This window comes from Streptomyces sp. NPDC050610, assembly GCF_040654875.1.
GTDB lineage: Bacteria > Actinomycetota > Actinomycetes > Streptomycetales > Streptomycetaceae > Streptomyces.
The window spans coordinates 99,361-124,279 of sequence record NZ_JBFAIV010000009.1 but is presented as its reverse complement, the minus strand read 5'-3'; the positions used below and the strand labels follow the sequence as shown (position 1 = coordinate 124,279).

Below are 24,919 nucleotides of genomic sequence, written 5' to 3'. Positions count from 1 at the left end.
AGTGTGGGCGGTGGGCCGGAGTGAGGTGTCGGGGGTGGGGGAGGAGTCCGATCGGGCGGTGGATCTCTGCGACGGACCATGTGGAGTGCGCGGCTATGTTGAAGCCGGTGGCGAAGGGCGCCTGACCTGCGGGTTCGCGGGTTGCGCGTTATGGGTGTTATGCGCGGAGTGGGCGTTGTGGGCGATATCTTGACGCTGGAATGACGCTCTCCGAGGTGTCCTGACGCTCGTACGACGCTCGTCCTGATGGGGCGTCAGCCGTGCTGAGCGGCTGGTCGGACGGCCTGACGGGTGACCCGGTGAGGTGGGATCACGGAGAATTCCGTCGTGCCGGGCGGCCGTGCTCAGCTACGTGCTCGGCGGGCCGCTCACCCGGCGGGCCGGCCGGAGCGTACGCCGTCCGCATCATCCGCACTGGGGCCGTAGCCGTGGGCATGGGCCCAGGCGACGGCCTCCGCACGGGTGCGGACCTGGAGCTTGGCGAACAGGTGGTTGATGTGGGTCTTTACGGTGGCCTCCCCGACCAGCAGGCGCCGGCCGATCGCGCCGTTCGACAGCCCTTGGGCGAGCAGCCGCAGTACGTCGGACTCGCGCGGGGTCAGCAGGTCCTGCGGCGGTTCGGCCCGCCGCCGCTCGGCCGGATGGTCGGCGCCGCGCATGGCGGCGGCCAGCAGCCGTTCCTGGGCGATCGGGTCCAAGGTGGTGTGCCGGGCGAGCGCGGCCTCGATCGCGCGGACGATCTCGGCCTTGCCGGCGTCCTTGGTCAGGTAGGCGCGGGCGCCGGCGTGCAGGGCGTCGAGAATCAGCTGATCGTCCGCCATGGTCGTCAGCACCACGACGGCCACGTCCGGGTGCGCCGCCACGATCCGGCGGGTGGCCTCCACGCCGCCCATCCCCGGCATGCTCAGGTCCATCAGCACCGCGTCCGGATGCGTTTCGGCGACCTGGGCGACGGCCTCCTCGCCGTTCGCGCCCCCGGCGACGACGTCGATGCCGGGCATCATGTCCAGCAGGGTCATCAGGCCCTCGCGGACCACCTGCTGATCGTCGACGACCACGACCCGAGTACTCATGCGGGCACCTCCGCCTGCACGCGCCACCCCTCCGGGGTGGGGCCGACCGCCAGGTCGCCGCCTACCAGCAGCAGCCGCTCACGCATGCCGGCCAGCCCGTAGCCGCCGTCCATCCCCGCCACTCGGGGCCGTGGGCCGGCCTCGCCGCTGGCGGAGTCGGCGGGCTCGGCGCTGGCGGGTCCGGAGCTGACAGGCCCGGAGCCGGCGGGCTCGGAGCTGACAGGCCCGGAGCCGGCGGGCTCGGAGCCGGTGGGCTCGGAGCTGACAGGCCCGGACAGCACGGTCAGCCTCACCTGGTCCTCTTCGTAGTCCAAAGTGGCGGTCAGCTCCTGTCCACGGGCGTGCTTGGCGGCGTTCGCCAGGGACTCCTGGGCGACTCTCAGCAACGCTAGCCCGACGTCCGGTTCGAGCGCGCGCGGGGTGCCGACCGGTGTGAAGGTCGCGGGCGCGCCGGAGGCGGTGCGGTGGTCGTGGACCAGCGCGGTGAGGGCCTCCGGCAGGGGCGGGGTGTCCGCACGCAGGGCCGCGATCGCGCGGCGGGTCTCGGTCAGTCCGTCGACGGCGATCCGGCGGGCGTTGCGGACCCGCTCCACCGCCTCTTCGGTGCGCGGCGAATCCGCGGTGAGCAGCGAGTCGGTCACGTCCAACTGCACCGCCAGGGCGCCCAGCGACTGCGCCAGGACGTCGTGGATCTCCCGGGCGACCCGGGTCCGCTCGGCCAACGCCGCGGCCCGCTGCTCCTCCTCGTGCACACGCCGGGTCTGGAGCAGCAGTTCCTCCGCCTGCGCGTGCTGAGTCCCGATGTTGCGCCGGGTCGCGCCGGCGAGCTGACAAGCCAGCAGGGCGGCGATCCAGGCGGCGACGCTCGCCCAGGCCTGCCCGGGGAGGCCGGCCACGATCCCGCCGATCGCCAGTGCCAGGATGCCGGCCGCCAGCACGGCAGCGCTGACCAGCGTGGACAGGAACACTCCGGACGACACCGCCGCCATGCCGACGATCGCCGTGGCCAGCATGGCCTTGGGTTCGAGGGTGATCAGGACGTTCCCGCTGATCATCGCGACGCCCAGGACCGGCACTGCCAGCGCCTCGGACACGGGAGATCCCGTACGGAAGCCGGCAGCGCTCCACAGCGCCCAGGCGCCGCTCATCAGCACCACCAGCACCCAGGTGGTGGCGGACCAGACAAGCCCGTCCGCGAACGGCAGGCCGATCAGCACCAGAGCCAGCCCGAGCACCCGGGGCAGCGCATGCTGCCAGAGATCAGGACGGGGCAGAACCGGCCGCGGTGGCACGGGGTGCGCCGACGACGGCTTGCCTTCGGTGGTGACGACCATGGTTTCAGCTTGGCATGTACCTCTGCCCCGCAGCCGGGTCGGGGCCCGCCGGCAGGTGGAGGAGGGTGGAGAAGGGTGGAGGCATCCGCGCTCCACCCTCCTCGGTTCCTCGGCCGACGCCCGGACCGGGGCACAGATTCGACGCTGTGTGGACAAGATCCCCTCTTCACCGACCGGCGGAATCCATGTCCACTTTGCAGAGCGCTCTCCTCATCAACCTCGTCGTGCTGCTCACGACCCTGTACGCCGACCTCGGCACCAAGGCGGTGAGCCGCGGACGCCTGCTCCGCCCGCTGATCGTCGCGGTGATCATCGTCCCCGTGTTCGTCCACACCTTCTTCGGCAGCGGGATCGGCCTGGCCATCGAGATCTGCGGCCTCGCGGCCGGCGTGCTGTTCGGGCTGATCGCGGTCAGCCAGGTCCAGGTCTTCCGGGAGCCGGAGGGCGGGGTCGTCTCCCGGGCCGGCCGCAGCTACGCGGCGCTGTGGATCGGCCTGGTCGTCGCACGCTCGGTGTTCTCCATCGGCGCCACCTACTGGTTCGAGGACGAGCTCGGCCGCTTCTTCTTCCGGCATGGCGCCCCGCCTCAGGACATCCCCTCGATCGTCGCCAACGGGCTGGTGTTCATGGCGATTGCCGCTCTGCTCACCCGCTCGGGAGCGCTGATGGTGCGCGCCTCCGGGCAGCGCTGAGCCCTGGCCTGCCCCGGGGTGCGGAGGGCGCGGCCACCCAGTGCGAAGAAGAGGCGGTCGAGTCGCGCACAGTCGAGATCGGGGCGCTCGGGCTGTCGGGGCACGCCTGCGGCGGAGCGAAGTATGAAGTTCGACGATGTCCGATGTATATGGAGGGGCGCGCGGCCAGCGCTCAGAGAAGGGAAGGAGGCCACCGCCGATGAACCCGCGCTTGGTGCGAGCCGGCGCCGGCCTCGTGGCGGCCACCGGGGCGGGTGAGCGACGAGTGCGTCATCGGCCTCGACCGCCGCCTCCGGCGGGCTGCCGTGGCCGGATCTGCCCCCGTGGGCAGCGGCTGCTTCGTGCTCGAACTCGAAGCCGTTTTGCCCAACAGCCCTTTGCCCGACAGCCCTTTACCCAACAGTCCATTACCCAACAGCCCTTGTACAGCCAGACATTGGGGTCCGCCCTGGTCGTGGGAGCCGCCGCAGTCGGCAGACCCCGGCCCGACGGACCGGACAGAAGAAAGGTGCAACACGCATGAGTGCCAGCGACGCCGTCGACCAAACCGGTGCCGGAGGACACGGCCCGGCTCAGCCGCCGGTCCCCGCGCCGGGCAAAGGCGAAGGGGGTGCCTCGGGGGAACGGCTGGTGCTGTTCACCGACGCGGTGACCGCGATCTCGATCACCTTGCTGATCCTGCCGCTGATCGATCTCGTCCCGGAGGCCGTGTCCGCCCACGAGCGGGCCAGCGAGGTGTTCACCGGCCACCTCGACCAGGTCTGGAGCTTCCTGCTCAGCTTCGCGGTCATCGCGAACATCTGGCGGGAGCACCACCGGACCTTCTCGTCGGTCGCGAGGGTCACCCGCCCCTTGATGGTGTGGAACATGGGGTGGCTGCTGTCCGTCGTCGTGCTCCCCCTGCCGACGGAGATGATCGGTGCCTACGGCCGTGACCGGTTCGTGGCAGCGTTCTACTACACGGTTCTCCTGGCGAGCATGGTGTGCCGGCTGGCGATGCTGAGGATCCTGAAATCCACCCCGGGGCTGCTCGACGAGGACGATCAGGAACCGGGCAAGATCCAGGAGTCCTACACCGAGAGCTATCTCAACGTTCTCCTTCTGATCCTGGCTCTTGTCATCGCCCTCGCCGTACCCGTCCTGCAGTACTACAGCCTGCTGCTGCTCATCCTGCCCAGGCGGGTGCTCCTCCGGGGCCGACTCGCCCGCTGACCCGCAGCCAAGGGGACGATCACGTCCGGGCCGGCACCGGTGCCGGCCCGGCTGGAGCCGAGTGCCGCCTCGCAGCAGGATGTGCTCCATCGGCTCCCTCCTCGGTTTGGACCCGGGCGGCCCGTCGTGGCTCAATCTCGCCACCACGGCGTCCAACCCCACCCAGGAGGCCGTTCTGTTCTTGCCGCACCGGCACTGGCACCAGGTCCTGGTCCCGTCGGTGCCCCCGCCTACAGTGAGCGGCTGGCAGCCGTATGCGCGGACCCGCGTCCCGTACCTGGACGCCAACCGCACGCAACAGGATGCCCCCGTGACGCCGATCGGGGCAGAAGCTACTGCTCGGATGGTCGCCGTAGATGTGCAAGCACAGCGGCGTGGTCGGACGGCCAGACGCCGTCCACGGGTTCGTCACCGACACGGCGGACCGAGGCGACGGAGCCAAGGCCTTTTTGACCAGGCGGTCCTGTGTGGATGTAGTCGATTCGGGCGCTGGGCTCGAATCCGGCCGCAACATAGGGGTTCGCCGCATTCCACGTCGCTGACGGTTGCCCTGGATCCGCGTACTCCCACGCATCGAGGAACACCTGGCCAGGGGCGGCGGGTGACGTTTTGTACCCGCCGAACTGCCGTACCTCGTCGGAGTCCGGAAATGCGTTGAAGTCGCCCGTAACAATGGGCGGGAAGCCGGTTCCATGGCGGTGCGTCGCAACGAACTGGGCCAGGACTGCTACCTGTTGACAACGAATCGCAGAGGCGTCAATGGCTGACGAGAGATGGGTGGTGAAGAACGGCACCTGATGGGTGGGAGTCTCGATTCCTGCGTAGAGGGCCAGACGGCCGTCATCATCGCCCCGGCGGGCCGGCAGCTGCGCCACGTCGTGCTCGACGATGGGCCACCGGCTTGGAACAGCGTTGCCGATGCCGATCGTCGAGTCCCCGATTCGCCGTTGCCATCGTTGTGGCGCACGGGACGGTGCCCAGGTCCAGTGCATGTCGAGGTGGGACGCGAGCCACTCCGCGAGGTTCTCTCCGCCGCAGGCCCATACTTCCTGCAGACCGATGACATCGGGTTGGAGATCGTTCAGCACAGTGCGGATGGCCTTGCGTCGCTCCTCCCACGGACCAAAGCGCCACCAGAGGTTCCACGTCAGTACGCGCATCGTCTCGCCCCTTCGTTCCGACTGGCGACCGCCGGACGCATCATGCCGGGGGGCCGTCCGGCGAGTACCAGGTTGTGGAGACGCGCGATGCCGCGCCTGGCGTAATGGATGCCGTCGCCTTTGAGGCGCCAGTCTCGCAGGATCTTCCAGCCTTTCATTCGTGCGAAGACATGCTCCACACGAGCGCGAACTCGTATGTGAGACCAGTTGTGTTCCTCCTGCCAGGCCGGAATTTCCTCACCCTTCGCACAACGGTGCGGGATGACGAGGCCAGTGCCCTGGCAGCCGCCGTCCGCAATGGTCATGGTGTGGCCGACGGCGGCCTTGGCATCGGATTCTGCCCAGCCGCGGGAGCCGTGCCGGTTGCCGGGCAAGGGTCGACCGACCACGACGATCAGGCTGGTATCGGCATCGATGACGACCTGGTGAGCCGTGGAATAGCGATAGTTCTTCGACTGCTCGGCGATCGACCGGTCACGGATGGGCTCAAGGGTGCCGTCCACGATGCGCACGGTGTCCTTCGCGAACCGCTTGCGCGGCTTGAGCTTGCTCCGCTTTGACGGACACCATTGGTGTGGTGGTCAGGCTGCGAGTGCGGTCTCGGTGAGTTCGAAGTCCCTGGCGCCCTGCCCGACCGGGCGGTCGCCTCGTCGGCATAGCCCGACGATCTCGTCCTTGAACTCCGGCGTGAACGAACGGCGAGGGCGGCGCGGCTTCTTCTTCCCCACGCTCTCCATGATGGACATCCTGCCGGAGCTGAACCCCTGACTTCGAATGTCCGTCCAAGCGGACCAAGCCCCGTACGCGGCTTCTTCCGTGTCGCGGTCAGAGGCGGAGGGCGGGCCGCCGAGGCGCTGCGCCCCGGCCCACCTCCTCAAACTGAGTGGCAGCCTCCTGCGCGGCCCTGCGAGCCCAGCTTCCGGTGCTGATCAGTGCCAGGGTGCCGATGCCGATGCCGATGCCGATGCCGATGCCAAGGCCGAGCAGCAGCCACCACACGCCGCGCTCCGAGGGACACACGGACTCCGGCCACCGCCAGGGACGTCATGCGCCGCGGGCGACTGCCCGCTGACGCTGCTCTGAAGCAGCGTCGAGCACCATGCCCGGTAGCTGACGATGACGGCCATGTACTCCTTGCTCTCCTGGTCAGGGACCCCGCAGAAACTCAGCGTGGCAGTGATCTCCAGTGCGAAGAGCCGCCGGTAACCAGAGCGGTCGCCCAGTCGTGCGGCGGGGATGAGCAGGCACGTGTACGCCAGGGTGTACCCGGCCGGCAGAAGCGGCACCGTGCCGTGCCTGCGACCAGGCCGGACTGGATGGCCGGCACGGTGACTCAGCGGGCCGCCACCAGGTGACGGAAACAGGGCCGCGCGGCCCCCTGGCATCAGCCACAGGGGCGCACGGTGATCGGGGAACCTAAGGCCCCTCTTCTTCCTGGTCAGAAGCCGACCCCAGGGCTGTCCGCGTCCAGTTTCAGGTCCACGCTGTACAACGGGCGGTCCTCGGCCCCCAGAGGGTGGGCCGATCTCAAGGAACCCCGCCTCCTGTAGGCGGTCAACAGCCTCATCGCCAACCCCAACAGCCCCCACCAGGTGACCCAGTTGCGCCCGGCACCATGGATGGACGGCACCGACCGCGACCCCAACGGTCCCGCGGCCAAGGTCGGCGTCCCCGTTCTGCCGTTCCCCCAGTGGCTGCGCTGCACCGCTTGCAACGAACTCGGGGCCCTGGACTCCAGTAACTTCCGCTTCGAGAACGACAGGCCCCGCCGCCCCGACAAGGCCCGTTTTTTCCACGCGGGCTGCAACGCCAAGCGCAAGGGCAAGCCTCCGCTCGCCGTGGCAGCCCGCTTCGTCCTCGTCTGTCAGGCCGGCCACCTCGACGACTTCCCGTACACGACCTTCGTGCACCGCGGCGGCAGATGAGCCGTGCGGCCTTCCGGCAGGCAGCGGCGGCCCGGGTAGGCCCCTGTCCGGCGAGGGCCGTGGCGTCGAGGGTGTACTTGCGGCCCTGTATTCCGGAGCGCGCGGGGAGTGCGGCGGAGTTACGGACTGGTGCCGCGCAGACGACGTGCAATGTCGATGTCCCGTTGCAGTGCGCTGAGCCGCGGAGGTTCGCGGCTGGCGTCCAGGACGGTGACGTGGAGGGTGTCGCCGACCTGGGGAGGGGCGGCGTTCTCGTCCCACCAGGAGGGATGTTTGACCTGGTCGATAAAACCGGTCGCGCCGTCTACGTCGACCTTCGCTCCCACGGGGGCTACAGCGACCACCGTCACGTCGAATTCCTGGTGATTTCGCATCGTCACTTCGGCCCTCCGAAAATAGATACCCAACTCCGGCCCTGCGTCAGCTCGTTGAACCTGTCGAGCTTCCCCACGGGAATCTCGAATTCTAGTCGCGCCGCCACCCAGCACGGCGGAAGCCGCCGGGGAGGGTATCGCCGAGGAGGGAGCTACTCCGGGTGAAGCCGCCGAGGCCGCCTCACCGAGGGAGCCGACTGCCGAAGCCGACGCGTCGGCCCGCATCACCAGCAGCCTCCGGACTCCGCTCTTCGCCCGCTATGACGATGAGACCCTCGTCGGGCTCGGTGTGGTCCCCTCGCTCCTGCCGGCCCTGCGGAAAGTCCGCACGCCCGACCAGTTCAAGGGACTGCTCGGCCACAACCTCCCGGAACTCACCCGTGACGTCCTCCTCGCGCTCCACGACCGTGTGGAGCCGCAGGACGTGCGGCAGCACATCACCGAAAAGTGGCGTCCCGAGGAGGATGTCAACCCTCGCGACTGGTCCCGGGCCGCCCAGCGCGCCGTCTCCCAGGCCGAGACCGACGACGACGCCGTACTCGGCGCCCTCGGCAGGAGCTTCGACGCTTGGCGGTTGTTTCTCCACCCGGAACAGAGATGCCTCGCCGTGGGCGACTTCAAGGGGTCCGCCAAGGTGACGGGCGGCCCCGGTACGGGCAAGACGGTCGTGGCCCTCCACCGCGTGCGCCACCTCGTGAACCAGCTGCCTCCCGGCCACTCGCGTCCGGTTCTGCTCACCACGTACAACACCAACCTCGCGCTGGACCTCAAGGAGCGGCTTCGCCAACTGGGCGGCGACGAACTGCTGCGCCGTGTCGACGTGAAGTCCGCCGACGCGCTGGCCCGCGAGATCATCCAGGAGGCCCGGGTAGAACTGGGCAGGCCGATGGACGACGACGCGGCCATGAACTTGTGGCACACGGTGCTCACCGAGACGGGCCGGTTCGAATACGACGCCGACTTCCTGGACACCGAGTTCAAGCATGTGATCGTCGCGGGCCGCTGTGGCTCGTGGGACGCCTCCCGGCGCGTCGGCCGCTCGGGACGCCCTCGAATCAGCACAGCCCAGCGCCATGAGATCTGGCAACTTGTGCTGGCCTACAAGGCGCACTTGGAGTCTCCGCCGAGGCAGACGACGTACGCCCTGATCGCCGACGAAGCGGCCGTCATCGAGCAGCACCGTATGGCCAGAACCGAGGAGCAGGCCCGGTACAAGGAGGAACAGGGCGGTCGCGATCTCGTCCACCGGGAGGCCGGCAGCGGCATGTGGCTCAAGCCCCGCTACGACCACATCGTCGTCGACGAGGCGCAGGACCTGTCCGCCTCGCACTGGCGGATGCTGCGCGCCATGGTCCGCAAAGGACCGAACGACATCTTCCTCGTCGGCGACGCTCACCAGCGTATTTACGGCAACCGAGTCGTCCTCAGCCACCAGGGCATCGAGATCCGCGGCCGTGCGTCACGGCGTCTCACGCTGAACTACCGCACCACCCGGCAGATTCTGGGCAGCGCCAATGGTCTGATCACCGGTGCCGCCTTCGACGACCTCGACACCGGGACCGACACCCTCGACAGCTATCGTTCCGTCCTCACGGGGCTGGCCCCGCAGTTCTGGCGGGCCCCCGACCGGCTGACTGAGATGCGTGCTGTGGCCATTCTTATCAGGGAGCGCCACGACACTTACGGGACGCCGTACTCCGCGATGGCCGTGAGCGTCCCGGACGGGAGTTCCGCGCAGCAGTTCGCCAACGTCCTGGCCCGGGAGCCCTTCTCCATCCCGGTGGTCGAACTCGGCAGGGACGGAGTCCGTGCCGACCGCGAGGCCGTGCGCATTGGCACCATGCACCGTTTTAAGGGCCTCGAATTCCAGCGCGTCTTTCTCACATCGGTCGGCGAGGGGCAGGTACCGCATCAGCGAATCGAGCAGTATCGCCTTGCGAACCCGGCCCGCTACCGTCAAGAGGAACAGCGGTGTCGCTCCCTGGTCTTCGTCGCCGCCACTCGCGCGCGGGACGAACTCGTCGTCACGTGGAGCGGCAAGGCCAGCCGTTTCCTTCCGCGGGACGCCGACGCAACCGCTTACCGGGCCACGGATCTGCTCAGGCCTGATGGACCACCGTCCGGGTCGTCGAGATCCGCCGCCTGACTGTTCGTGGCATACCGCGTTGTTTTCGCCATCGTCTCCGGGGATCGAGTTGGGCTGGATCTGGATCTCTCCGTCGGGGATGTCGGCGCGGTGATAGATCCCTCGGAAGTGGCTGTCGCGCTCGATGAAGACCAGGCCGAGGCGGTCGCTGACGAGGCGGACGAGTTCGTGGGCGGTGTGGCTGCTGGTGTCGTAGGTGGTCATGGTGCGGCAGACCCTATGTCGTGACGGCGGCGCGACGTTCAGCCGTTTTGTCGTCGTTCGAAGTGGGTGCCCGTGCGGGTGGCGTCGTTGCCCGGTAGGGGGTGGGGAATTGGGGGGCGTGTCAGGACGCGGGCCGTAGGTTTTTCTGTGTCCATTCCTCGAAGTTGGTGAGTGGGATGCCGAGGGCCGTGGCGTACTGCGGGCGGGCCGGTTGGCCGGCTGTGTTCAGCCATTCGTGGGAGGCGCCCATTTTCGGCATTCCGGCGGCGAGGGCCTGTTCCTCGGTCATGTCCGGTGCGGACAGTGGTGTGCCCAGGGTTCGGGAGAGGGTCTCGGCTATCTCGGTCATCGACAGGTAGTCGCTCGCCAGCTCCAGTTCGATCCCGTTGAACCGCTCCGGCGCGGTGATGGCCGCGGCGGCGGCCCTGCCGATGTCGTCCACGGCGATGAGGGACAGCCGGGTTTCGGGGTTGAGGACGCTCACCAGGCCGCCCTCGATGCCGCGGGGGAAGAGGAACGCCATGGAGGGCAGGAAGTTCTCCATGAAGAAGCCCGGCTTGAGGAGGGCCCAGTGGGGGAAGCCTGCCGCGCGGACCCGGTCCTGGATCGTGCTCTTGGCGCCCATGACGGGTTCCAACGATGTCCAGCGGCCCTCGGCCCAGCCGGGGGTTTCGGTGTGCCGGCCGGCGCCGGTGACGGACGTGTGCACGAACTGCGTCACTCCGGCGGTCTTCGCGCCCTCTATGAGGTTGACGCCCTGGGCTATCTCCCCTTCGAAATCGGGGCCCTCCGCGGTCATGGCGGGCATTTGCACGGAGAAGACGGCGCGGGCGCCTTCGGCGGCCCGGATGACGGAGGCGCGGTCGTGAAGGTCGCCGGTGACCAGTTCGACGCCGAGTGCCTCGACGGCCTTGGCGCGGGCGGTGGCCGGGTCGCGTACGAGGGCGCGTACGGGAATGCCCGCCGCGCGCAGGGCGCGGGCGGTGGCGCCGCCCTGTCTGCCGGTGGCGCCGGTGACCAGGACGGGCGCGGAGTCTGCGGACATGGTGCTCCTCGGGGTGCGTCCATTAAGTGGCGGGGGCCGCCGTTTCTACTCGGGTACGATATGGCGGGCCCCGCCACTTAGCAAGCGTGGAGGTCACGCCATGCCCGACCGCCAGCGCGCCGACGCCCGGCGCAACTACACGCGCATCTTCGCCGTGGCCGAGGAGGAGGTCGCCGCCCGTGGCGCCGACGCCTCCCTGGAGCAGATCGCCCGTACCGCGGGGGTGGGCTCGGCGACCGTACGGCGGCATTTCCCCACCCGCCAGGCGTTGTTGGAGGCGGTCTCCCGGCAGCGGATCGAGGCCCTGTGCGTCCGCGCCCGCGATCTGGCCGGCGAGGGCGACAGCCGGAACGCGCTCCTGGAATGGCTGAGCGACGTCGTCGCCTACTGCGTCTCCGCCCGTGGGCTGGCGGCCGTGCTGGCCTACGACGGCGCCGGGGCCGGGCCGGTGCACGAGAACGCCTGCTCGGCGGCGCTGGAAGAGGCGGCAGGGCCGCTGCTCCACCGCGCCGCGCGGGACGGCGCGGTGGCGTCGGGCGTCACTGTCGCCGACCTGATCACGCTGGCCGTCGGCATCGTCCTGGCCACGGAGCACCACCCCGGCCCCGCCGCCCGAGCGGACCGGCTGTTCCGGCTGGCGGTGGCGGGACTGAGCCCGCAGGGCTGAGGACGGCGCGCGACCGGCAGTCCGGCAGCATCGAGGCCAGGAGCGCGTGCCCCGTCGTGCCGTTCGTCGGTGACCCGGGCCTCTCCGCTCGGCCTCGGCGGTGGCGGTGAGCGCGCCGCGCCGATCCCCGCATCCCGCCCGCGCCAGCGCCAACCGGAGGTTCAGCAGGTCCGCTTCGGCCGAGTGCCGCGGCTCGCCGTCGAGCGCGGCAACCGCCAACCCGAGCGCCTGGTCTCCGTGGCCGAGGTCCTGCGCCTGCGCGCTCATGGCGCACAGCGTGACCGCGTAGCGATGCGCGTCACCGACGGCGGCGGCGAACGCGGTCGAGGCGCGGAAGTACGAAAGGGCTGCGCCGTGCGCCAGCTCGTCGACGCTCATCCGGCCCGCGAGCCGCGCGAGATCCGCGGTGACCGCCAGCAGTCGATGGCGCACCGTGGGGGCGGCCGGAGAGCGCAGGCGCGGAGCCAGGTCGCCGGCGAGCAGCGCGGCGAGCGCGTCCCGCGCGAAGCCGCCGCCGAGCATCCGGTCGCAGTCGACGAGTACGGGCAGCAGCCGCTCGGCCGCTCGTACCTGCGCGGCGCCGACGCGCTCACGGCGCGGATCGAGGGCAGGGGGAACCACGCGGGGCAGGGCACGGAACGGCGGAAGCTCCGTCGAGTCGAGGCGGTACGGGGGAGTGCGCGCGCCCTTGTCCCCTCCGCGACCGCCGGCCGCGAGGCCCAGCAGCAGGCCGACCGCCTCCTCGGCGGTGGGGAGCGGATCACCGGGCGGAGGCGGCACGGCGGCGTCCGGCGCCATGCCCAGATCCGCCGCCGACACCTGCCGGCCGAGCCGGCGGGAGAAGACCTCGGCGGCGAACGCCACGATGTCCGGCGCGGGGCGGCTGCCCCGCAACCAGTGCGCCACCGACGTACGGTCGTAGCTGACGACGCGGCCCGCCTCGCCCGCGGCCGCGTTGACGGAGTCCGCCAGCGCCTGTCCCGTCATCACGGCCTCGCCCATCAGCGATCGCAACCGGGAATTGGGCGGAAGGGGATTACGCATCGGAGCGTTTCGGAGCGTGCGAAGTGGGGCTCAACGGCCTGAACATTTCCACGGGGCGGCGATGCCGGGATCTCCCGAAACCGCGACCGGTCAGGACCACTCGGAGAGCGGCGGGTATGGATCGAACACTGCCCGAATCCGAAGCGGACGAACGCGGCGCACACCGGCGCACCGGAGCGCGGCCCGGGCATGCGGTGCGGCGGCCCGCACCCTCTCGTGCGACGACGTCTGACGCACGATGTTCGCAGGAGCGCGTCCCCCCCGGCTGGCCGTCGGCTGCTCGGGCGGTCGTGGGGCGTTCGGGCTGGGCCGGGGGTTTTGCCGGACCTGCCGATCGAAGGAACTGAGGACCGACGGAACCGGGGAGCGACGGAACCGAGGAACGAAAGACCGGAGGATCGACGTATCGGAGCCGAGAGCATGGCCGTATCGATCAGGAATGATCAGGAATCGATCAGGAATCGAGAAGCGCGGGGCACAGGCCGGTTCTAGCCTTCTCGACATGGACATCACCATTCATACGAGCTTCCTGCCGCACGACGATCCGGACGCGTCGCTCGCCTTCTACCGCGACATCCTCGGCTTCGAGGTACGCACTGAAGTCGGGCAGGGCAGGATGCGCTGGATCACGGTCGGCCCGGCCGGTCAGCCCGACACGTCCCTCCTCCTGGCGCCGCCGGCCGCCGACCCGGGAATCACCGAGGACGAGCGCCGCACCATCACCGAAATGATGGCCAAGGGCACCTACGGCTGGATTCTGCTGGCCACCCCGGACCTCGACGCCACGTTCGCGAAGGTCCAGGCCGGTGACACCGAGGTCGTCCAGGAGCCGACCGAGCAGCCGTACGGCATCCGGGACTGCGCTTTCCGCGACCCCGCGGGCAACCTGATCCGCATCCAGGAGCTTCGCGGCGCTTGAGCGCATGCGTGCCGGGGGCCTGTCTCAGCTGGCCCCCGGCACGCGTAGGCGGCGTAGACGCGATGAAAGATGAAAATGGAAGAGAAAGAAGAAAAAGAGGAATGGAAGGGATGCACTCCCGTGTGCCGACCTGAGTGGCAGCGTGCCCGCGTCGAGGCGCAGCGCCTCGCCGATCTCGCGCGGCTGCGCCGCGTCCGCGACCGGATCGACCGGGAGTACGCGCAGCCGCTGAACGTGGAGGCGCTCGCCCGTGGGGTGAACATGTCCGCCGGGCACCTCAGCCGGCAGTTCCGGGCCGCGTACGGCGAGCCGCCGTACTCGTACCTGATGACGCGTCGCATCGAGCGCGCGGCGGCGTTGCTGCGGCGTGGCGACCTCAGCGTCACCGAGGTGTGCTTCACGGTCGGCTGCGCGTCGCTGCCCACGTTCACCGCCCGCTTCACCGAGTTGGTCGGCATGTCGCCCGGGGCCTTCCGGCGCCGCGCCGCCGGTGCGGTGGATGCGGCGGCCGACCGTACTGACGACGCGAGTACGGCCGGTGCGGCGGGGCCTGCGGTCACCGTGGAGGGGATGCCGGCGTGTGTGGCGAAGCAGGTGACAAGACCGGTCAGGAATCGAGAAGCGCCGGCCACCGAGCGACCCCTAGCGTGATGGCCATGGCAACCACCGCATCGACGGCATCCACCGCATCGACCATGTTCATCGCGTCCGTCACCCTTGAGGTGGCCGACCCCGAGGCCGCCCGGCGCTTCTACACCGCCTTCGGGGTGGACGCGTACGTACGCCTGCGGGCGTCCGAGGCGCACACCACCGGATTCCGCGGCTTCACCCTGGCGCTCACGGTGTCCCGCCCTGCCACCGTCGACAGCTTCTTCTCCGCCGCCGTGGACGCCGGTGCCACGGTGCTGAAGCCCGCCGCGAAGTCGCTGTGGGGCTACGGCGGCGTCGTCCAGGCGCCGGACGGGACGATCTGGAAGGTCGCGACCTCGGCGAAGAAGGACACCGGCCCGGCCACCCGCGAGATCGACGAGATCGTCCTCCTGCTCGGCGTCGAGGACGTGAAGGCCGGCAAGCGGTTCTACGCCGGCCGGGGGCTGACCGTGGCCAGGAGTTTCGGCGGCAAGTACGCCGAGTTCGCCTCCGGCGAGTCCAGCCCCGTCAAGCTGGCGCTGTACAAGCGCGGCGGCCTCGCCAAGGATCTCGGCGTCCCCGCCGAAGGCGCCGGCTCGCACCGCATCGTCATCGGCGGCACCGCGGGCCCCTTCACCGACCCGGACGGGTTCGCCTGGGAGGCCGCCGCGTAGCTCACTCCGGCGCCGTTCGCGGCGTCAGCACCGTCAGGAGACGGACGTCGGGGCGTCCCGCAGGGTGACGTTGGCGTGGCTCTCCTGGAAGCTCTGTTCCGAGACGATGGTGAGCCGGGCCGTGGACCGGAACTCCGGCAGGGTGGCGGAGCCGCAGGAGACCATCGTGGTCTTGAGCTTGGCGACGGTCTGGGCGAGCCCTTCGTCGAGGCCGCCCGCGTAGGGGACGTAGCCGTCCACGCCTTCTTCGAAGACCAGCCCCTGGCCGCCCTGGCCGTAGCGCTGCCAGTTGCGGGCCCGGTTCGAACCCTCGCCCCAGTACTCCTTCACGAAGCCGTCGCGGGTGGGCAGCTTCGCGCCGGCCGCCTGGTCGAAGCGCGCGAAGTAGCGCCCCATCATGACGAAGTCGGCGCCCATCGCCAGGGCCAGTGCCACGTGGTAGTCGTGCACCAGTCCGCCGTCGGAGCAGACCGGTACGTACTCGCCGGTACGTTCGCGGAAGGCGTCCCGGGCGGCCGCGACGTCCAGTACGGCGCTGGCCTGGCCCCGGCCGATGCCCTTCTGGTCCCGGGTGATGCAGATGGAGCCGCCGCCCACCCCGACCTTGACGAAGTCCGCGCCCGCCTCGGCGAGGAAGGTGAACGCCTCGCCGTCGACCACGTTGCCGCCGCCGACCGGGATCTCCGGATAGTGCTTCTTCACCCAGGACAGCGCCTGCGCCTGCCAGTCGCTGTAGCCGTCGGACGAGTCGAAGCACAACGCGTCCACGCCCGCCTCCAGCAGGGCCGGGACGCGCTCTTGATAGTCGTGGGTGTTGACGCCCGCGCCCACGCGCAGGCGTTTGGCGGCGTCCACGGCCTGGTTGGGGAAGCGCTTGTTGTCCGCGTAGTCGGAACGGAACACCAGGTGCCGCAGGCGGCCTTCGGCGTCCAGCACCGGGAGGCAGTCCAGCCGTCCGTCCCACAGGCGCGCGTTGGCTTCGGAGAGCGTGATGTCGGCCCCGGCGTGGACCAGGTCGGCGACCGCGGTCATCCGCCCGCTGACCGGCCCGTCCAGATCATGGCGCTGGGGGTGGAAGTCCCGCGAGGTCACGAGCCCGAGCAGCCGCCCGCCGGCGGTCCCGTCGTGGGTGACCGCGGCGGTGCTGTGACCGGTGCGGCGCATGACATCGACCAGGAGGCTCAGGCTGTCGTCGGGCCGGACGTTCGTATCGCTGGTGACGAACCCGGCCTTGAAGTTCTTCACCTGGCGGACCGCCGCGGCCTGGTCCTGGACCGGCTGATTGTGGTGCAGGAAACTGAGACCGCCGTTTCGCGCGAGCGCGATGGCGAGTTCGGGTGTGCTGACGGCCTGCATGATCGCGGACGTGAACGGGGACCGCAGCTCGATCGCCGACGCCTCGCCCGCGATGTGCCGGACCAGGGGCGTACGCAAGTCGACCGTCGCGGTAGAGCAGTCGGTCCGAGTCCGGTTCGGCAAGAGCAGGAACTCGTTGAACGTCCGTGAGACCTCGGCGATGATCTGTGCCACTCGTTCCTCCTGACCCGTCGGCCGGGGCCCGACTGCCCCGCCGTGAGGCTCGCCCCCGTGTTCCCGGGCCGGACGGACAGAGACCGGCGCGCAGCCGTGGAGTTGCCACCGACTGCGGCAGAGCCCTGACCGGTCCGTGGATCGAACGGGGAGCGGTCGTGACGTGGCACCTTAGCGACAGACTCAGCCGCCGCACGAATCGTGGCCGCCACAGGTAACCGGCGCGCCGGGGCGATTGCTTCCCGCCCTTTTGGCTGGGGCCGTCAGCCGCCATGAGATACGCGCCCCAGCGCGCGGGTCGCGCCGTGCGGGTCGAGTTCGGGTCGATTTCGGGTCGCACGGGACGGGCCGGCGAGGGTCTGGACGGGCTCGTGAGAACTGGGGCTGCGGCTACGGCCGTTCGGCGCGGCGCCGCCCCAGGACTGCGGCGAGTCGTGGGGGCAACAGAGAGGGGCGGCGCCTGGCCAGTTGGGGCCGCCTGCATACGTATGGGCTGGGTCTCTGGGCTGTCCGGGGCCAGGCGGGCGAAAACCACAATTGCTCGCGCCGGGCCTGCTCGTAGGGCAGAGGCTTGCCGAGGGGGAGAGGCTCGTTCTCGTCCTCGACATTGGGCCGAGCTCGCCGCATGGAGCAGAGCCGATCGGACCACGGAGCCTGCCTACAAGGCGCGCTGCGCTCCCCAGCAGCCGGCGCGCGCCAGTACCGTAAGACGATGTCGAGCGATCAGGCAGGATGCCTGATTCGGTTGCCCGCGTACGTTAGAGGGCAAGGACGGTATAGGGCGTCTCTCCGAACTGATCGGCGACCAACTCCTCCTCGTACGGAGTCGGTGCACGGAAGACCAGAGCATGAAACTGGTCGTGCACCTCACGAAGACCGGCTCGGCGAAGACCAGTTTCCAGTAATGGATATACGACATGTCGTGTCCCGCCCGTCAGTCGCCGTCGGTCCGCGTTCCACCCTCGCAACTTCTCAAGCAGTGGCCGCCGCTTCGGAGGGCGCGCGCAAGGGATACACAAGCAAATGACGCCGTCGGTGCCCCCACGCGCCCCTGTTTCGGCCCGCTCGGCCGAAGAAGCACTTGGCCGGGCCAGTAGACCCTCCCGATACTCATAGAGGCGCGGTGTGGGGAATGGGGGGGGGATCCGATGCTGCTCGTCGTGGCATTACTGGTGATCGGCGGCACCGCACTGGTGTCGCGTTGCGGAGGCCCGACCGCTTACAACCGGCCGTGTCGCCGTAGGCGCAGGGGGCTGTTCGCGCGCTGTCGCGACCATGCCTTCACCTTGGTCACGATCACCGATCTGGCGGGCCTCGCACTGTTCGGGCTGGCCGGCGGAGTGTGGGCGCTCTTCGGCCCGGTCGTCTGATGCGGCGCGGCCGGAGCCAGGGAGGGTGGGAGGCGATTCCCTGGTGGGGGTGGGGCGTCGGAGCCCTGGCTGGGGGCAGTGCGCTCTGGCAGGCGGCCGAGCAGTGGCCCGTGTGGGCGGGCATCGTGTTGACCGCCGCGGCAGTGGGGCTGGGCTGGAAGCCGGGGTGGCCGACTGTACGGAGATGGATCGACCGCTCGCGGTTCTCCGCCGGGCCCGTGCGGTATTCACTGGCATATCTCGACGCCCTGGATCCTCGGGCGTTCGAGTTGGCGGTCTGCTCCCTGCTGCGCCGTGACGGACTGGCCGCGGAGCATGTGGGCAGAGCGGGGGACAAAGGCGCCGACGTGCTTGTAGTCGACCGTTCGCGACGGCGGGTCGTCGTGCAGTGCAAGCGGTTGCGTCAGGACCGGCGGGTCGGGGACCAGGATGTGCAGCGAGTCAACGGCACGTACCGCCATGACCACGGCGCCCAATTCGCGGTGATCATCACCACCGGTGGTTTTACGGCATCCGCGAGAGCCAGCGGGCCACGCTATGGGATTCACCTGGTGGATCGGGACGCACTGGAGAGATGGGCGGACCTGGGCGAGCCGCTGTACAGAATTTTGTCGGTTTCGGACGGAAGCGCACGACACAGGCGCTGGATGCTCGGATCGGCGCGGCGAGATCAGTAGCTAGGCTGACGAGCCATCAGCAGTGCTGATAATCCAGCTTGTAAGCACGTGAGTTGGCGGTATGAGGGAGAATATGTCCGACGAGATCGAGGCCGCGACAATCCAGGTGTTCGGCGCCGACCCGCGGCATGCGGAGGCCGAGGCGCGAGAGCTCCGTGAGGTCCTGCGCCGGCTGGACGACGCCCAGGTGCGCTTTGCCGAGTCCGAAGCGTCGCTGGACCTGGTGAGTGCGAAAGGGACGGAACTGCTGTCCCCGGAGGTCGTGCTCATCCTCACTTCGGGAACTTTCGCGCTGGCGAGGTCTGCCATCAGGGCGTGGGTCGAAGTCCGTAAAAGCCGCAAGGTGCGCATCGTGCACTCCGACGGTACGGTCACGGAATTCCAGGGCGGAGTATCCGGGCGAGAGGTAAGGGCGCTGCGGGACGGACAGGACGGAAGGCAGGGCATCGCCCCGGGGGACGAGCGATGAGCCGCAAGCACGCCTTGCTCGTGGGCACCGCTGTCTATGGGGACGCTCACTTCCCCGCCCTGCCCTCCGTTCGCGCAGACGTCCATTACCTGAGCCAGGTTCTGGACATGCCGGCGGTTGGCGGGTATGAGAAATGCTTGAAGGTCGAGGATTCATCGAAGGCCGCGATCAGACAGGCCGTCGAAGATTTTCTGAGGGATCGCGAGCCGGACGAACTGGTCGTGCTCTATCTCAGCGGCCACGGGGCGTACGACCGTGAGGACGGTCAGCTCTACTACGTCACTACGGACACTGTGGAAGGCCGAATCCAGCAGACCGCCATCGAAGCCTCCTATGTGACCGACCAGTTGGAGAAGTGCGCGGCACGACGCAAGGTCCTGCTGCTCGACTGCTGTTTCAGCGGTAGCGCGGTACAGGGTTTCCGCAGCAAGGGAGCCTCGCGCTCGGCCTCAGCTCCGGTGGTCGAGGCCAGCGGAGTGCACGTCATCACCGCCTCGCAGCACTGGGAACCGGCATTCACCACCGATGCGGACCAGCCCTCGCAGTTCACCAGAGCAATAGTCGAAGGTCTGCACTCGGGACAGGCGGACCTCGACGGCGACGGGCAGGTCTCGGCGAATGACCTGTTCCGGCACATCAGCCGAGACCTGCAGAAAGCGCCCGACGGACGTCGGCAGACGCCGACCCAGTCGAGTCTTCAGGTGACCGGCGACATTTATCTCGCCCGTGCCTCCGCAGGCCGGCAGATCCCGGCCCTCAAGCCGTTGCCCGCCGGACACACGGCGGTCAGTGACGGAGTCGGAGGGGTGGTGCCGTCACCGGCCAAGTCCGTCGAGGCAGCACATGACGACTCCGCCTTCACCGACGCCGACTGGTCACGGCTGTTGACGTACTACCAGCACTGCCTGGAGGCGGAGAACTCCACTGACGAACTGCTGCCGCTGGTGGGCAGCGACCCTCCGCGCGCGGTCTGGCCGGCGGGGGAGGAAGTCTTGCTCTCCGGCACGGAAGCCACAGTGCAAGCGCCGGAACGTGTGGTGGACCTCGCCGAGCAGGCCCATAAGGATGGTGCCGATCTCTGGTACGGGTATCCCGTCGCCGTCCTCTACGACGGAAAGCGGCAGGTGTGTGCGCCCCTCGCTATGCGTCAGATCGAGGTCGAACGCGACCCGCAGGGACGCAGTGCGGTAACCCCCACAGGGCCGATCGCCTTGCATCCGAAACTCGTTCTCGACCGGTTGGGCAAGGATGAAGGCACGGAGCTGCTCGCCGCCTACCAGCCCAACTGGCGCCCGGGTTTCCGCGACGACATGATCCGCGACCTGCGCAGCCTGCTGCAGGAACTGGGACTACCCGACACGGAGCACCTGGACCCCGGATCACTCGGCGACGGCAGCACGCTGTACGCCGCGCACGAAGGCGTCCGCAATGTGGCCATCGTCTTCGCCGCACGGCCGGACTCAGCTGCCACCGCACAGCTGTTGAAGGACTACAAGACCCTGCAGAAGAGTGTCGGCCAGTTCGCAGGCACCGCGCTCGACGCGTTCACCGCGCGGGCGGGCCAAGAGGTGGACGAACGCGCCGAACAGCAGGTGAGGGTAGTCGCCCCACTGGAGCTGAACGAAGGACAGGAGGCGGCCATCCGGGCCGCCATGGTTCGTAAGCTCACCGTCGCCACGGGGCCGCCCGGCACCGGGAAGAGCCAGCTCATCGTCAACGCGGTCGCCACCGCCAGAGCAGCTGGTCAGACCGTGCTCGTCGCATCGACCAACAACAAGGCGGTGGACGAGGTCTGGGAGCGCTGCGAGGTCCTGGCTCCGGGCCTTCTCGTCCGTACGGGCAATCAGGCAGCCGTAGAGGAAGAACTGCGGACGTTGGAGCGGCTGACCCGCAGTGCTGAGCCCCTCCAGTCCTTCCAGATGCACCAAGGCGAACTGCGGAACCACCTCCGAGAGCAGGAAGCGCAGCGTCGAGGCCTCGCCGAGGCCGCCCGTCGGGAGCGAGAATTGGCCGACCTCGGCCGAATGCGCTTCTCCTATGCCGAACAACGACACAGCGACCCCGAGATGCTCGCTGTGGCCCTGGGCGACGATGTCTCACTCAACCGGTGGCTGCGCCGGGCTCGTATGGCAGTGCGCCTCGGCATCTTCGGCGGGTGGCTGCGAAGGCGATGCCTGCGCGGCCTCGCCTCGCTGTCCCTACAGGTCGCGGAGCCTGAGGAGTTCGCTGACCTTATCCGCTTCGCGGAAGCCGAGGCGATCTGGCGGGACAAGCGTGCCGATGCCGACGCGGCTGCGGACGACACTCAACTCCTGACGACGCTCCGGGAGGCTGATCGACGGGCCCGGGAGACGGCAGCGGTACTGCTGCGGACTTTGGTGGCGGAGCAGGCGACAACCGTGCGTGCGGCCATCCACGACCGCATCGAAGCCGTGAAGTCACGGTCGCCGCGGCAATGGTCGTCCTTGGACCGCATTCTGCCGCAGGTGTCCGGCTGGGCCGTCACCGCGAGGTCTCCTCGGCGGTTCCGTGACCGGGCCGCCCTCTTCGACCTGGTCATCATCGACGAGGCGAGCCAGTGTTCTACGCCGGATGTTCTGCCTCTGCTCTTTCGCGCACGTCGGGCCCTCGTGATCGGCGACCCCATGCAGTTGCAGCACATCACGACACTTCAACCCCGGCAGGAGGCCGAGGCGCACCGCGGAGCGGGGCTGCGGGCGAGTTGGCTCGACGAGCACCGGTTCGAGCACCGCCGCTACTCCTCGTTCCACGCGGCTGCCCAGGCGGCAGGGGAGACCCTGCTGCTGGATGAGCATTTCCGCTGTCACCCCGACATCGTCGGCATCTCCAATCGGTATTGCTACGGCGACCGGCTGACGGTCCTCACCGAGCCTCGGTCGTTGCGCCGTCTGGAAGGGGTCGACGCGGTTCAGTGGCTCGATGTGACAGGAACGGCGCGCCGGGGCCGCAACGGGTCGTGGGAGAACCAGGAAGAGGCGGATCGAGTCCACCTTTCGGTGGAGCGGCTGCTGATGCGTCTGCCTGAAGGATCGACGGTAGGGGTCGTCACCCCGTTCCGGGCCCAGAAGGACCTGGTCGCCAAGCGTTGGGAAAACGAGCCGCGGGTACGCGTCGGTACGGTGCACACGTTTCAAGGAGGACAGCAGGACGTGATCCTGCTGTCGCTCGTCGCGGGCGCGAGGATGCGCCCCAGTGCGGTCAACTGGCTCTGCCGCGAGATCAACTTGTGGAACGTAGCCATCACCCGCGCCCGTTCGCACCTCATCGTCTTCGGCGACCGCGACTTCTGGTCGGCCCGTTCGGGTATGCCGCATGCTCTCTTGGACGCGGCTGAAGCCAAGGCCGCGCGGTCTCCGCAGGGCGTGGAATCCGATCAACAGCGCGAGCTTGTCGGAGACCGGCTCCAACTCCTGCTGACAGACGAGGTTTCCGGAGCCCTGTTCGACCGGAATGTCACGGCAGACGGCTATCCTTACGACTTCGATGTCCGCCGGGGTATGGACGCAGTCCAGGTTCAGATCGACCATGGGGCGTCGGCCGCCATGGAAGGCGCACGCCACTTGAGGCTCACCCTCAGCCATGCAGCCCTGTTGCCGAATGGCGTGCGGCTGCCTGCCTGGCACGTGTGGGCGGGCCGAGCGGATCGAGTGACGCGACGGCTCAGCGGCGGATGAGAGAGAAGACCAGGAACACGGGGAGCAGGCGATCGTGCCGTCGCCTGCTCCCCGTGAGCTTGGCCTTGACAGCGGTCAACCACATTCGCGGAGCATTGGATTGCTGGCCCTGTCGACGCTGTCCAGACAGCCTTGTGGGCGGTGTGTCGGTACTCGCCGATGGGGGCCGGGGAGCACCGACTGTGGGTAATGGCATGGGACTTCGGCTGAGATCACTTGTCGTTTGCCTGCCGCAAACCGATGCCGTCGCATTACGATATGCGTGGGGGCCTCGGCGGCTCGGCGTGAGTGCTGGTGACCGGTGTGTCGGCGTGCCTTGCGAGCTGGCAGGCCGCATGAGCACCTCCCGTAACTGACTTCTTCGCAGTCCGCCAGGAGCGTAACGTGCCGTATACGGCAGAGATCAGCCGCAGCAATCCGACGAGCATCATCTTCCTCATCGACCAGTCGACTTCCATGAGCGACCCCATCGGCGGTGAAGTCCCCCGGCAGAAGGCCGATGTCGTTTCCGACGCCATCAACCGGCTTCTCACTGAACTCTCCGTCAAGTGCGCCAAAGAAGAGGGCGTACGCGACTACTTCCACGTCGCGGTCGTCGGCTATGGAGCCACCGTCGGCTCGGCGTTCGCGGGGGCGCTTGGCGGCCGGGATATCGTTCCCCTCAGCGAGGTGGCGGACAACCCGGCCCGGGTCGACGAGCGGAGCAAGAAGGTGTCCGACGGCGCCGGCGGCTTGGTCGAGACCGTGGTCAATTTCCCGCTGTGGATGGACCCGGTGGCGCACGGTGGAACCCCGATGAACCGGGCTCTTCAGTACGCCGAGAGCCTCGTCGCAGGCTGGACCGAGCAGTACCCGGCGAGTTTCCCGCCTATCGTCATCAACTTGACGGATGGCGAGTCGACCGATGGCGACCCGACCGCGGCAGCCGAGGCCATCACCTCACACGCCACGGCCGACGGCGCGGCACTGCTCTTCAACCTGCACGTCTCCGCTGCAGGCGGCACCCCCACCGCCTTCCCCGACACCGTCGACGGCCTCCCCGACAGTTATGCTCGTACCCTCTTCGCCATGTCGAGCCTCCTGCCGAGCCATATGCGTTCGTACGCGGCCTCACAGGGCCAGCGGGTCAGCGAGACCACCCGCGGCTTCGTCTACAACGCGGATATCACCACGGTCGTGCAGTTCCTCGACATCGGCACGCGCGCCACTGAGCTGCGGTGACGGGTCGTCCCTCCTGCGTATACGTCACTCGCCTCGTAGCTCCTAAGGACGGGAGCACTGAAGCGGAATGCGAAGACGCCGTCGTCGTGCTTCCCAGTCGCTCCCACGACTACGAGTTGAAGGAGCCCATCACAGCAGGCGTCTGTGATGGGGCGACGGAGAGTGCCCTGGCGAAGGACTGGGCTCGGTTGCTGTCCCGCTCGGTGGCCGAACACGCCATGAAGAGGCCGGAACTGCTGGCCGGTGGCACCGCCTTTGAGGAGTTCGCGGCGTCGGCGGTAGCTCAGTGGGACCCCTGGCTCCTCCAGTACACACAGGCGCGCGTCGCGGAAGGACGCCCGCTGAAGTGGTACGAGCACACCAAGCTCGCCGAAGGCGCCTTCGCGACTCTGCTGACCGTGCGTGTCGACCCGGACCCTGGCCCTGGTGCCGGCATCGACGTGGAGGAGGCTGAACCTGCGTGGCACTGGCGGGCCGCCGCCCTTGGGGACAGCTGTCTGTTTCACCTGCGCGACGAGCGGTTGGTACAGGCATTCCCCGTGGGCGACGCCGACGAGTTCGGCACGGTCCCTGACCTTTTCGGCAGCCGTAACCACGATGCGGCGCTGCTGGCTTGCCGTACTCGGTTCACAGAAGGCCGGTGCAGGCCCGGCGACCGGTTGTTTCTGATGACCGACGCACTGGCCGCGTGGTTCCTGTCGGCCCCCGATCAAAAGGTCGCCGTGCACCAGTTGCTGGAATTCTCCGGGCCCGACGATCTGAGCGGGTTCGTGGACTGGCTGAACAGCCTGCGGGACCGACGGCAACTGCGCAACGACGACGTCGCTGTCGTACGGATCGATTTCGAAGGACGGTGAA

22 protein-coding genes and 1 pseudogene are annotated in these 24,919 nt (G+C 68.8%); 15 read left to right on the top strand and 8 right to left on the bottom strand.

Going from position 1 to position 24,919, the window contains the following annotated elements; genetic code table 11:
* Nucleotides 1-368: 368 nt before the first annotated feature.
* Nucleotides 369-1,073, bottom strand: a complete 705-nt coding sequence (locus tag AB0I22_RS14075) for a response regulator transcription factor (protein WP_363131005.1) — start codon at nucleotides 1,071-1,073, stop codon at nucleotides 369-371.
* Nucleotides 1,070-2,407, bottom strand: a complete 1,338-nt coding sequence (locus tag AB0I22_RS14070) for a histidine kinase (RefSeq protein ID WP_363131004.1) — start codon at nucleotides 2,405-2,407, stop codon at nucleotides 1,070-1,072. The genes AB0I22_RS14075 and AB0I22_RS14070 overlap by 4 nt, the downstream gene beginning before the upstream one ends.
* A gap of 185 nt (nucleotides 2,408-2,592) precedes the next feature.
* Between AB0I22_RS14070 and AB0I22_RS14065 the strand changes: the two genes are divergently transcribed.
* Nucleotides 2,593-3,099, top strand: a complete 507-nt coding sequence (locus AB0I22_RS14065) for a hypothetical protein (RefSeq protein ID WP_363131003.1) — start codon at nucleotides 2,593-2,595, stop codon at nucleotides 3,097-3,099.
* A 519-nt stretch (nucleotides 3,100-3,618) separates the two neighbouring features.
* The gene (locus AB0I22_RS14060) at nucleotides 3,619-4,311 is read left to right on the top strand and encodes a TMEM175 family protein (RefSeq protein WP_363131002.1); all 693 of its coding nucleotides are present in this window, start codon (nucleotides 3,619-3,621) and stop codon (nucleotides 4,309-4,311) included.
* A gap of 332 nt (nucleotides 4,312-4,643) precedes the next feature.
* On the opposite strand, the gene AB0I22_RS14055 is transcribed toward AB0I22_RS14060, so the two are convergent.
* From AB0I22_RS14055 to AB0I22_RS14045, 3 genes and pseudogenes are all read right to left on the bottom strand, one after another.
* Nucleotides 4,644-5,471 carry an endonuclease/exonuclease/phosphatase family protein gene (locus AB0I22_RS14055; RefSeq protein ID WP_363131001.1) on the bottom strand — a complete coding sequence of 276 codons (828 nt, stop codon included), beginning with the start codon at nucleotides 5,469-5,471 and terminating at the stop codon, nucleotides 4,644-4,646.
* Nucleotides 5,472-5,527: 56 nt separating this feature from the next.
* Nucleotides 5,528-6,016: pseudogene (locus AB0I22_RS14050) on the bottom strand (transposase); the annotation flags it as partial.
* Between the two features lie 280 nt (nucleotides 6,017-6,296).
* Nucleotides 6,297-6,470, bottom strand: coding sequence for a hypothetical protein (locus tag AB0I22_RS14045; protein WP_363131000.1), 174 nt, complete (start codon nucleotides 6,468-6,470; stop codon nucleotides 6,297-6,299).
* Between the two features lie 593 nt (nucleotides 6,471-7,063).
* On the opposite strand from AB0I22_RS14045, the gene AB0I22_RS14040 reads away from it, so the two are divergent.
* Complete coding sequence (locus AB0I22_RS14040) at nucleotides 7,064-7,396, top strand: hypothetical protein (protein WP_363130999.1); 333 nt, start codon at nucleotides 7,064-7,066, stop codon at nucleotides 7,394-7,396.
* 119 nt (nucleotides 7,397-7,515) lie between these two features.
* Here the strand turns inward: AB0I22_RS14040 and AB0I22_RS14035 are convergent, their stop codons facing one another.
* On the bottom strand, nucleotides 7,516-7,770 hold the full coding sequence (locus AB0I22_RS14035; protein WP_363131129.1) for a hypothetical protein: 255 nt from the start codon (nucleotides 7,768-7,770) through the stop codon (nucleotides 7,516-7,518).
* Nucleotides 7,771-8,059: 289 nt separating this feature from the next.
* On the opposite strand from AB0I22_RS14035, the gene AB0I22_RS14030 reads away from it, so the two are divergent.
* Nucleotides 8,060-9,916, top strand: a complete 1,857-nt coding sequence (locus AB0I22_RS14030) for a UvrD-helicase domain-containing protein (RefSeq protein WP_363130998.1) — start codon at nucleotides 8,060-8,062, stop codon at nucleotides 9,914-9,916.
* 325 nt (nucleotides 9,917-10,241) lie between these two features.
* Here AB0I22_RS14030 and AB0I22_RS14025 read toward each other — a convergent pair whose 3' ends face one another.
* A complete protein-coding gene (locus AB0I22_RS14025) occupies nucleotides 10,242-11,165 on the bottom strand; it encodes an NmrA family NAD(P)-binding protein (RefSeq protein ID WP_363130997.1) in 924 nt (307 codons plus the stop codon).
* A 100-nt stretch (nucleotides 11,166-11,265) separates the two neighbouring features.
* Between AB0I22_RS14025 and AB0I22_RS14020 the strand changes: the two genes are divergently transcribed.
* From AB0I22_RS14020 to AB0I22_RS14000, 5 genes are all read left to right on the top strand, one after another.
* Nucleotides 11,266-11,832 carry a helix-turn-helix domain-containing protein gene (locus tag AB0I22_RS14020; RefSeq protein WP_363130996.1) on the top strand — a complete coding sequence of 189 codons (567 nt, stop codon included), beginning with the start codon at nucleotides 11,266-11,268 and terminating at the stop codon, nucleotides 11,830-11,832.
* 69 nt (nucleotides 11,833-11,901) lie between these two features.
* Nucleotides 11,902-12,918 (top strand): hypothetical protein, encoded by a 1,017-nt coding sequence (locus AB0I22_RS14015; RefSeq protein ID WP_363130995.1) that lies wholly within the window; start codon nucleotides 11,902-11,904, stop codon nucleotides 12,916-12,918.
* A gap of 460 nt (nucleotides 12,919-13,378) precedes the next feature.
* Complete coding sequence (locus AB0I22_RS14010; protein ID WP_363130994.1) at nucleotides 13,379-13,795, top strand: VOC family protein; 417 nt, start codon at nucleotides 13,379-13,381, stop codon at nucleotides 13,793-13,795.
* Between the two features lie 120 nt (nucleotides 13,796-13,915).
* The gene (locus AB0I22_RS14005; protein WP_363130993.1) at nucleotides 13,916-14,446 is read left to right on the top strand and encodes a helix-turn-helix transcriptional regulator; all 531 of its coding nucleotides are present in this window, start codon (nucleotides 13,916-13,918) and stop codon (nucleotides 14,444-14,446) included.
* 5 nt (nucleotides 14,447-14,451) lie between these two features.
* On the top strand, nucleotides 14,452-15,099 hold the full coding sequence (locus tag AB0I22_RS14000; protein ID WP_363130992.1) for a glyoxalase: 648 nt from the start codon (nucleotides 14,452-14,454) through the stop codon (nucleotides 15,097-15,099).
* Between the two features lie 33 nt (nucleotides 15,100-15,132).
* On the opposite strand, the gene AB0I22_RS13995 is transcribed toward AB0I22_RS14000, so the two are convergent.
* Entirely contained in the window at nucleotides 15,133-16,629 is a 1,497-nt protein-coding gene (locus AB0I22_RS13995; RefSeq protein ID WP_363130991.1) for an IMP dehydrogenase, read from the bottom strand.
* A gap of 1,148 nt (nucleotides 16,630-17,777) precedes the next feature.
* Here AB0I22_RS13995 and AB0I22_RS13990 point away from each other — a divergent pair.
* The 6 genes from AB0I22_RS13990 to AB0I22_RS13965 all read left to right on the top strand — a co-directional run bounded on the left by AB0I22_RS13990 (nucleotide 17,778) and on the right by AB0I22_RS13965 (nucleotide 24,918).
* Nucleotides 17,778-17,999 (top strand): hypothetical protein, encoded by a 222-nt coding sequence (locus AB0I22_RS13990; protein WP_363130990.1) that lies wholly within the window; start codon nucleotides 17,778-17,780, stop codon nucleotides 17,997-17,999.
* Nucleotides 17,999-18,676 (top strand): restriction endonuclease, encoded by a 678-nt coding sequence (locus tag AB0I22_RS13985; RefSeq protein ID WP_363130989.1) that lies wholly within the window; start codon nucleotides 17,999-18,001, stop codon nucleotides 18,674-18,676. The genes AB0I22_RS13990 and AB0I22_RS13985 overlap by 1 nt, the downstream gene beginning before the upstream one ends.
* A 73-nt stretch (nucleotides 18,677-18,749) precedes the next feature.
* Nucleotides 18,750-19,145: a hypothetical protein gene (locus AB0I22_RS13980; protein ID WP_363130988.1), complete on the top strand. Its 396-nt coding sequence runs from the start codon at nucleotides 18,750-18,752 to the stop codon at nucleotides 19,143-19,145.
* Nucleotides 19,142-22,840 carry an AAA domain-containing protein gene (locus tag AB0I22_RS13975; RefSeq protein WP_363130987.1) on the top strand — a complete coding sequence of 1,233 codons (3,699 nt, stop codon included), beginning with the start codon at nucleotides 19,142-19,144 and terminating at the stop codon, nucleotides 22,838-22,840. The genes AB0I22_RS13980 and AB0I22_RS13975 overlap by 4 nt, the downstream gene beginning before the upstream one ends.
* Before the next feature lie 384 nt (nucleotides 22,841-23,224).
* Nucleotides 23,225-24,061: a vWA domain-containing protein gene (locus tag AB0I22_RS13970; RefSeq protein WP_363130986.1), complete on the top strand. Its 837-nt coding sequence runs from the start codon at nucleotides 23,225-23,227 to the stop codon at nucleotides 24,059-24,061.
* Nucleotides 24,062-24,177: 116 nt separating this feature from the next.
* On the top strand, nucleotides 24,178-24,918 hold the full coding sequence (locus tag AB0I22_RS13965) for a hypothetical protein (protein WP_363130985.1): 741 nt from the start codon (nucleotides 24,178-24,180) through the stop codon (nucleotides 24,916-24,918).
* Nucleotide 24,919: the final 1 nt, after the last annotated feature.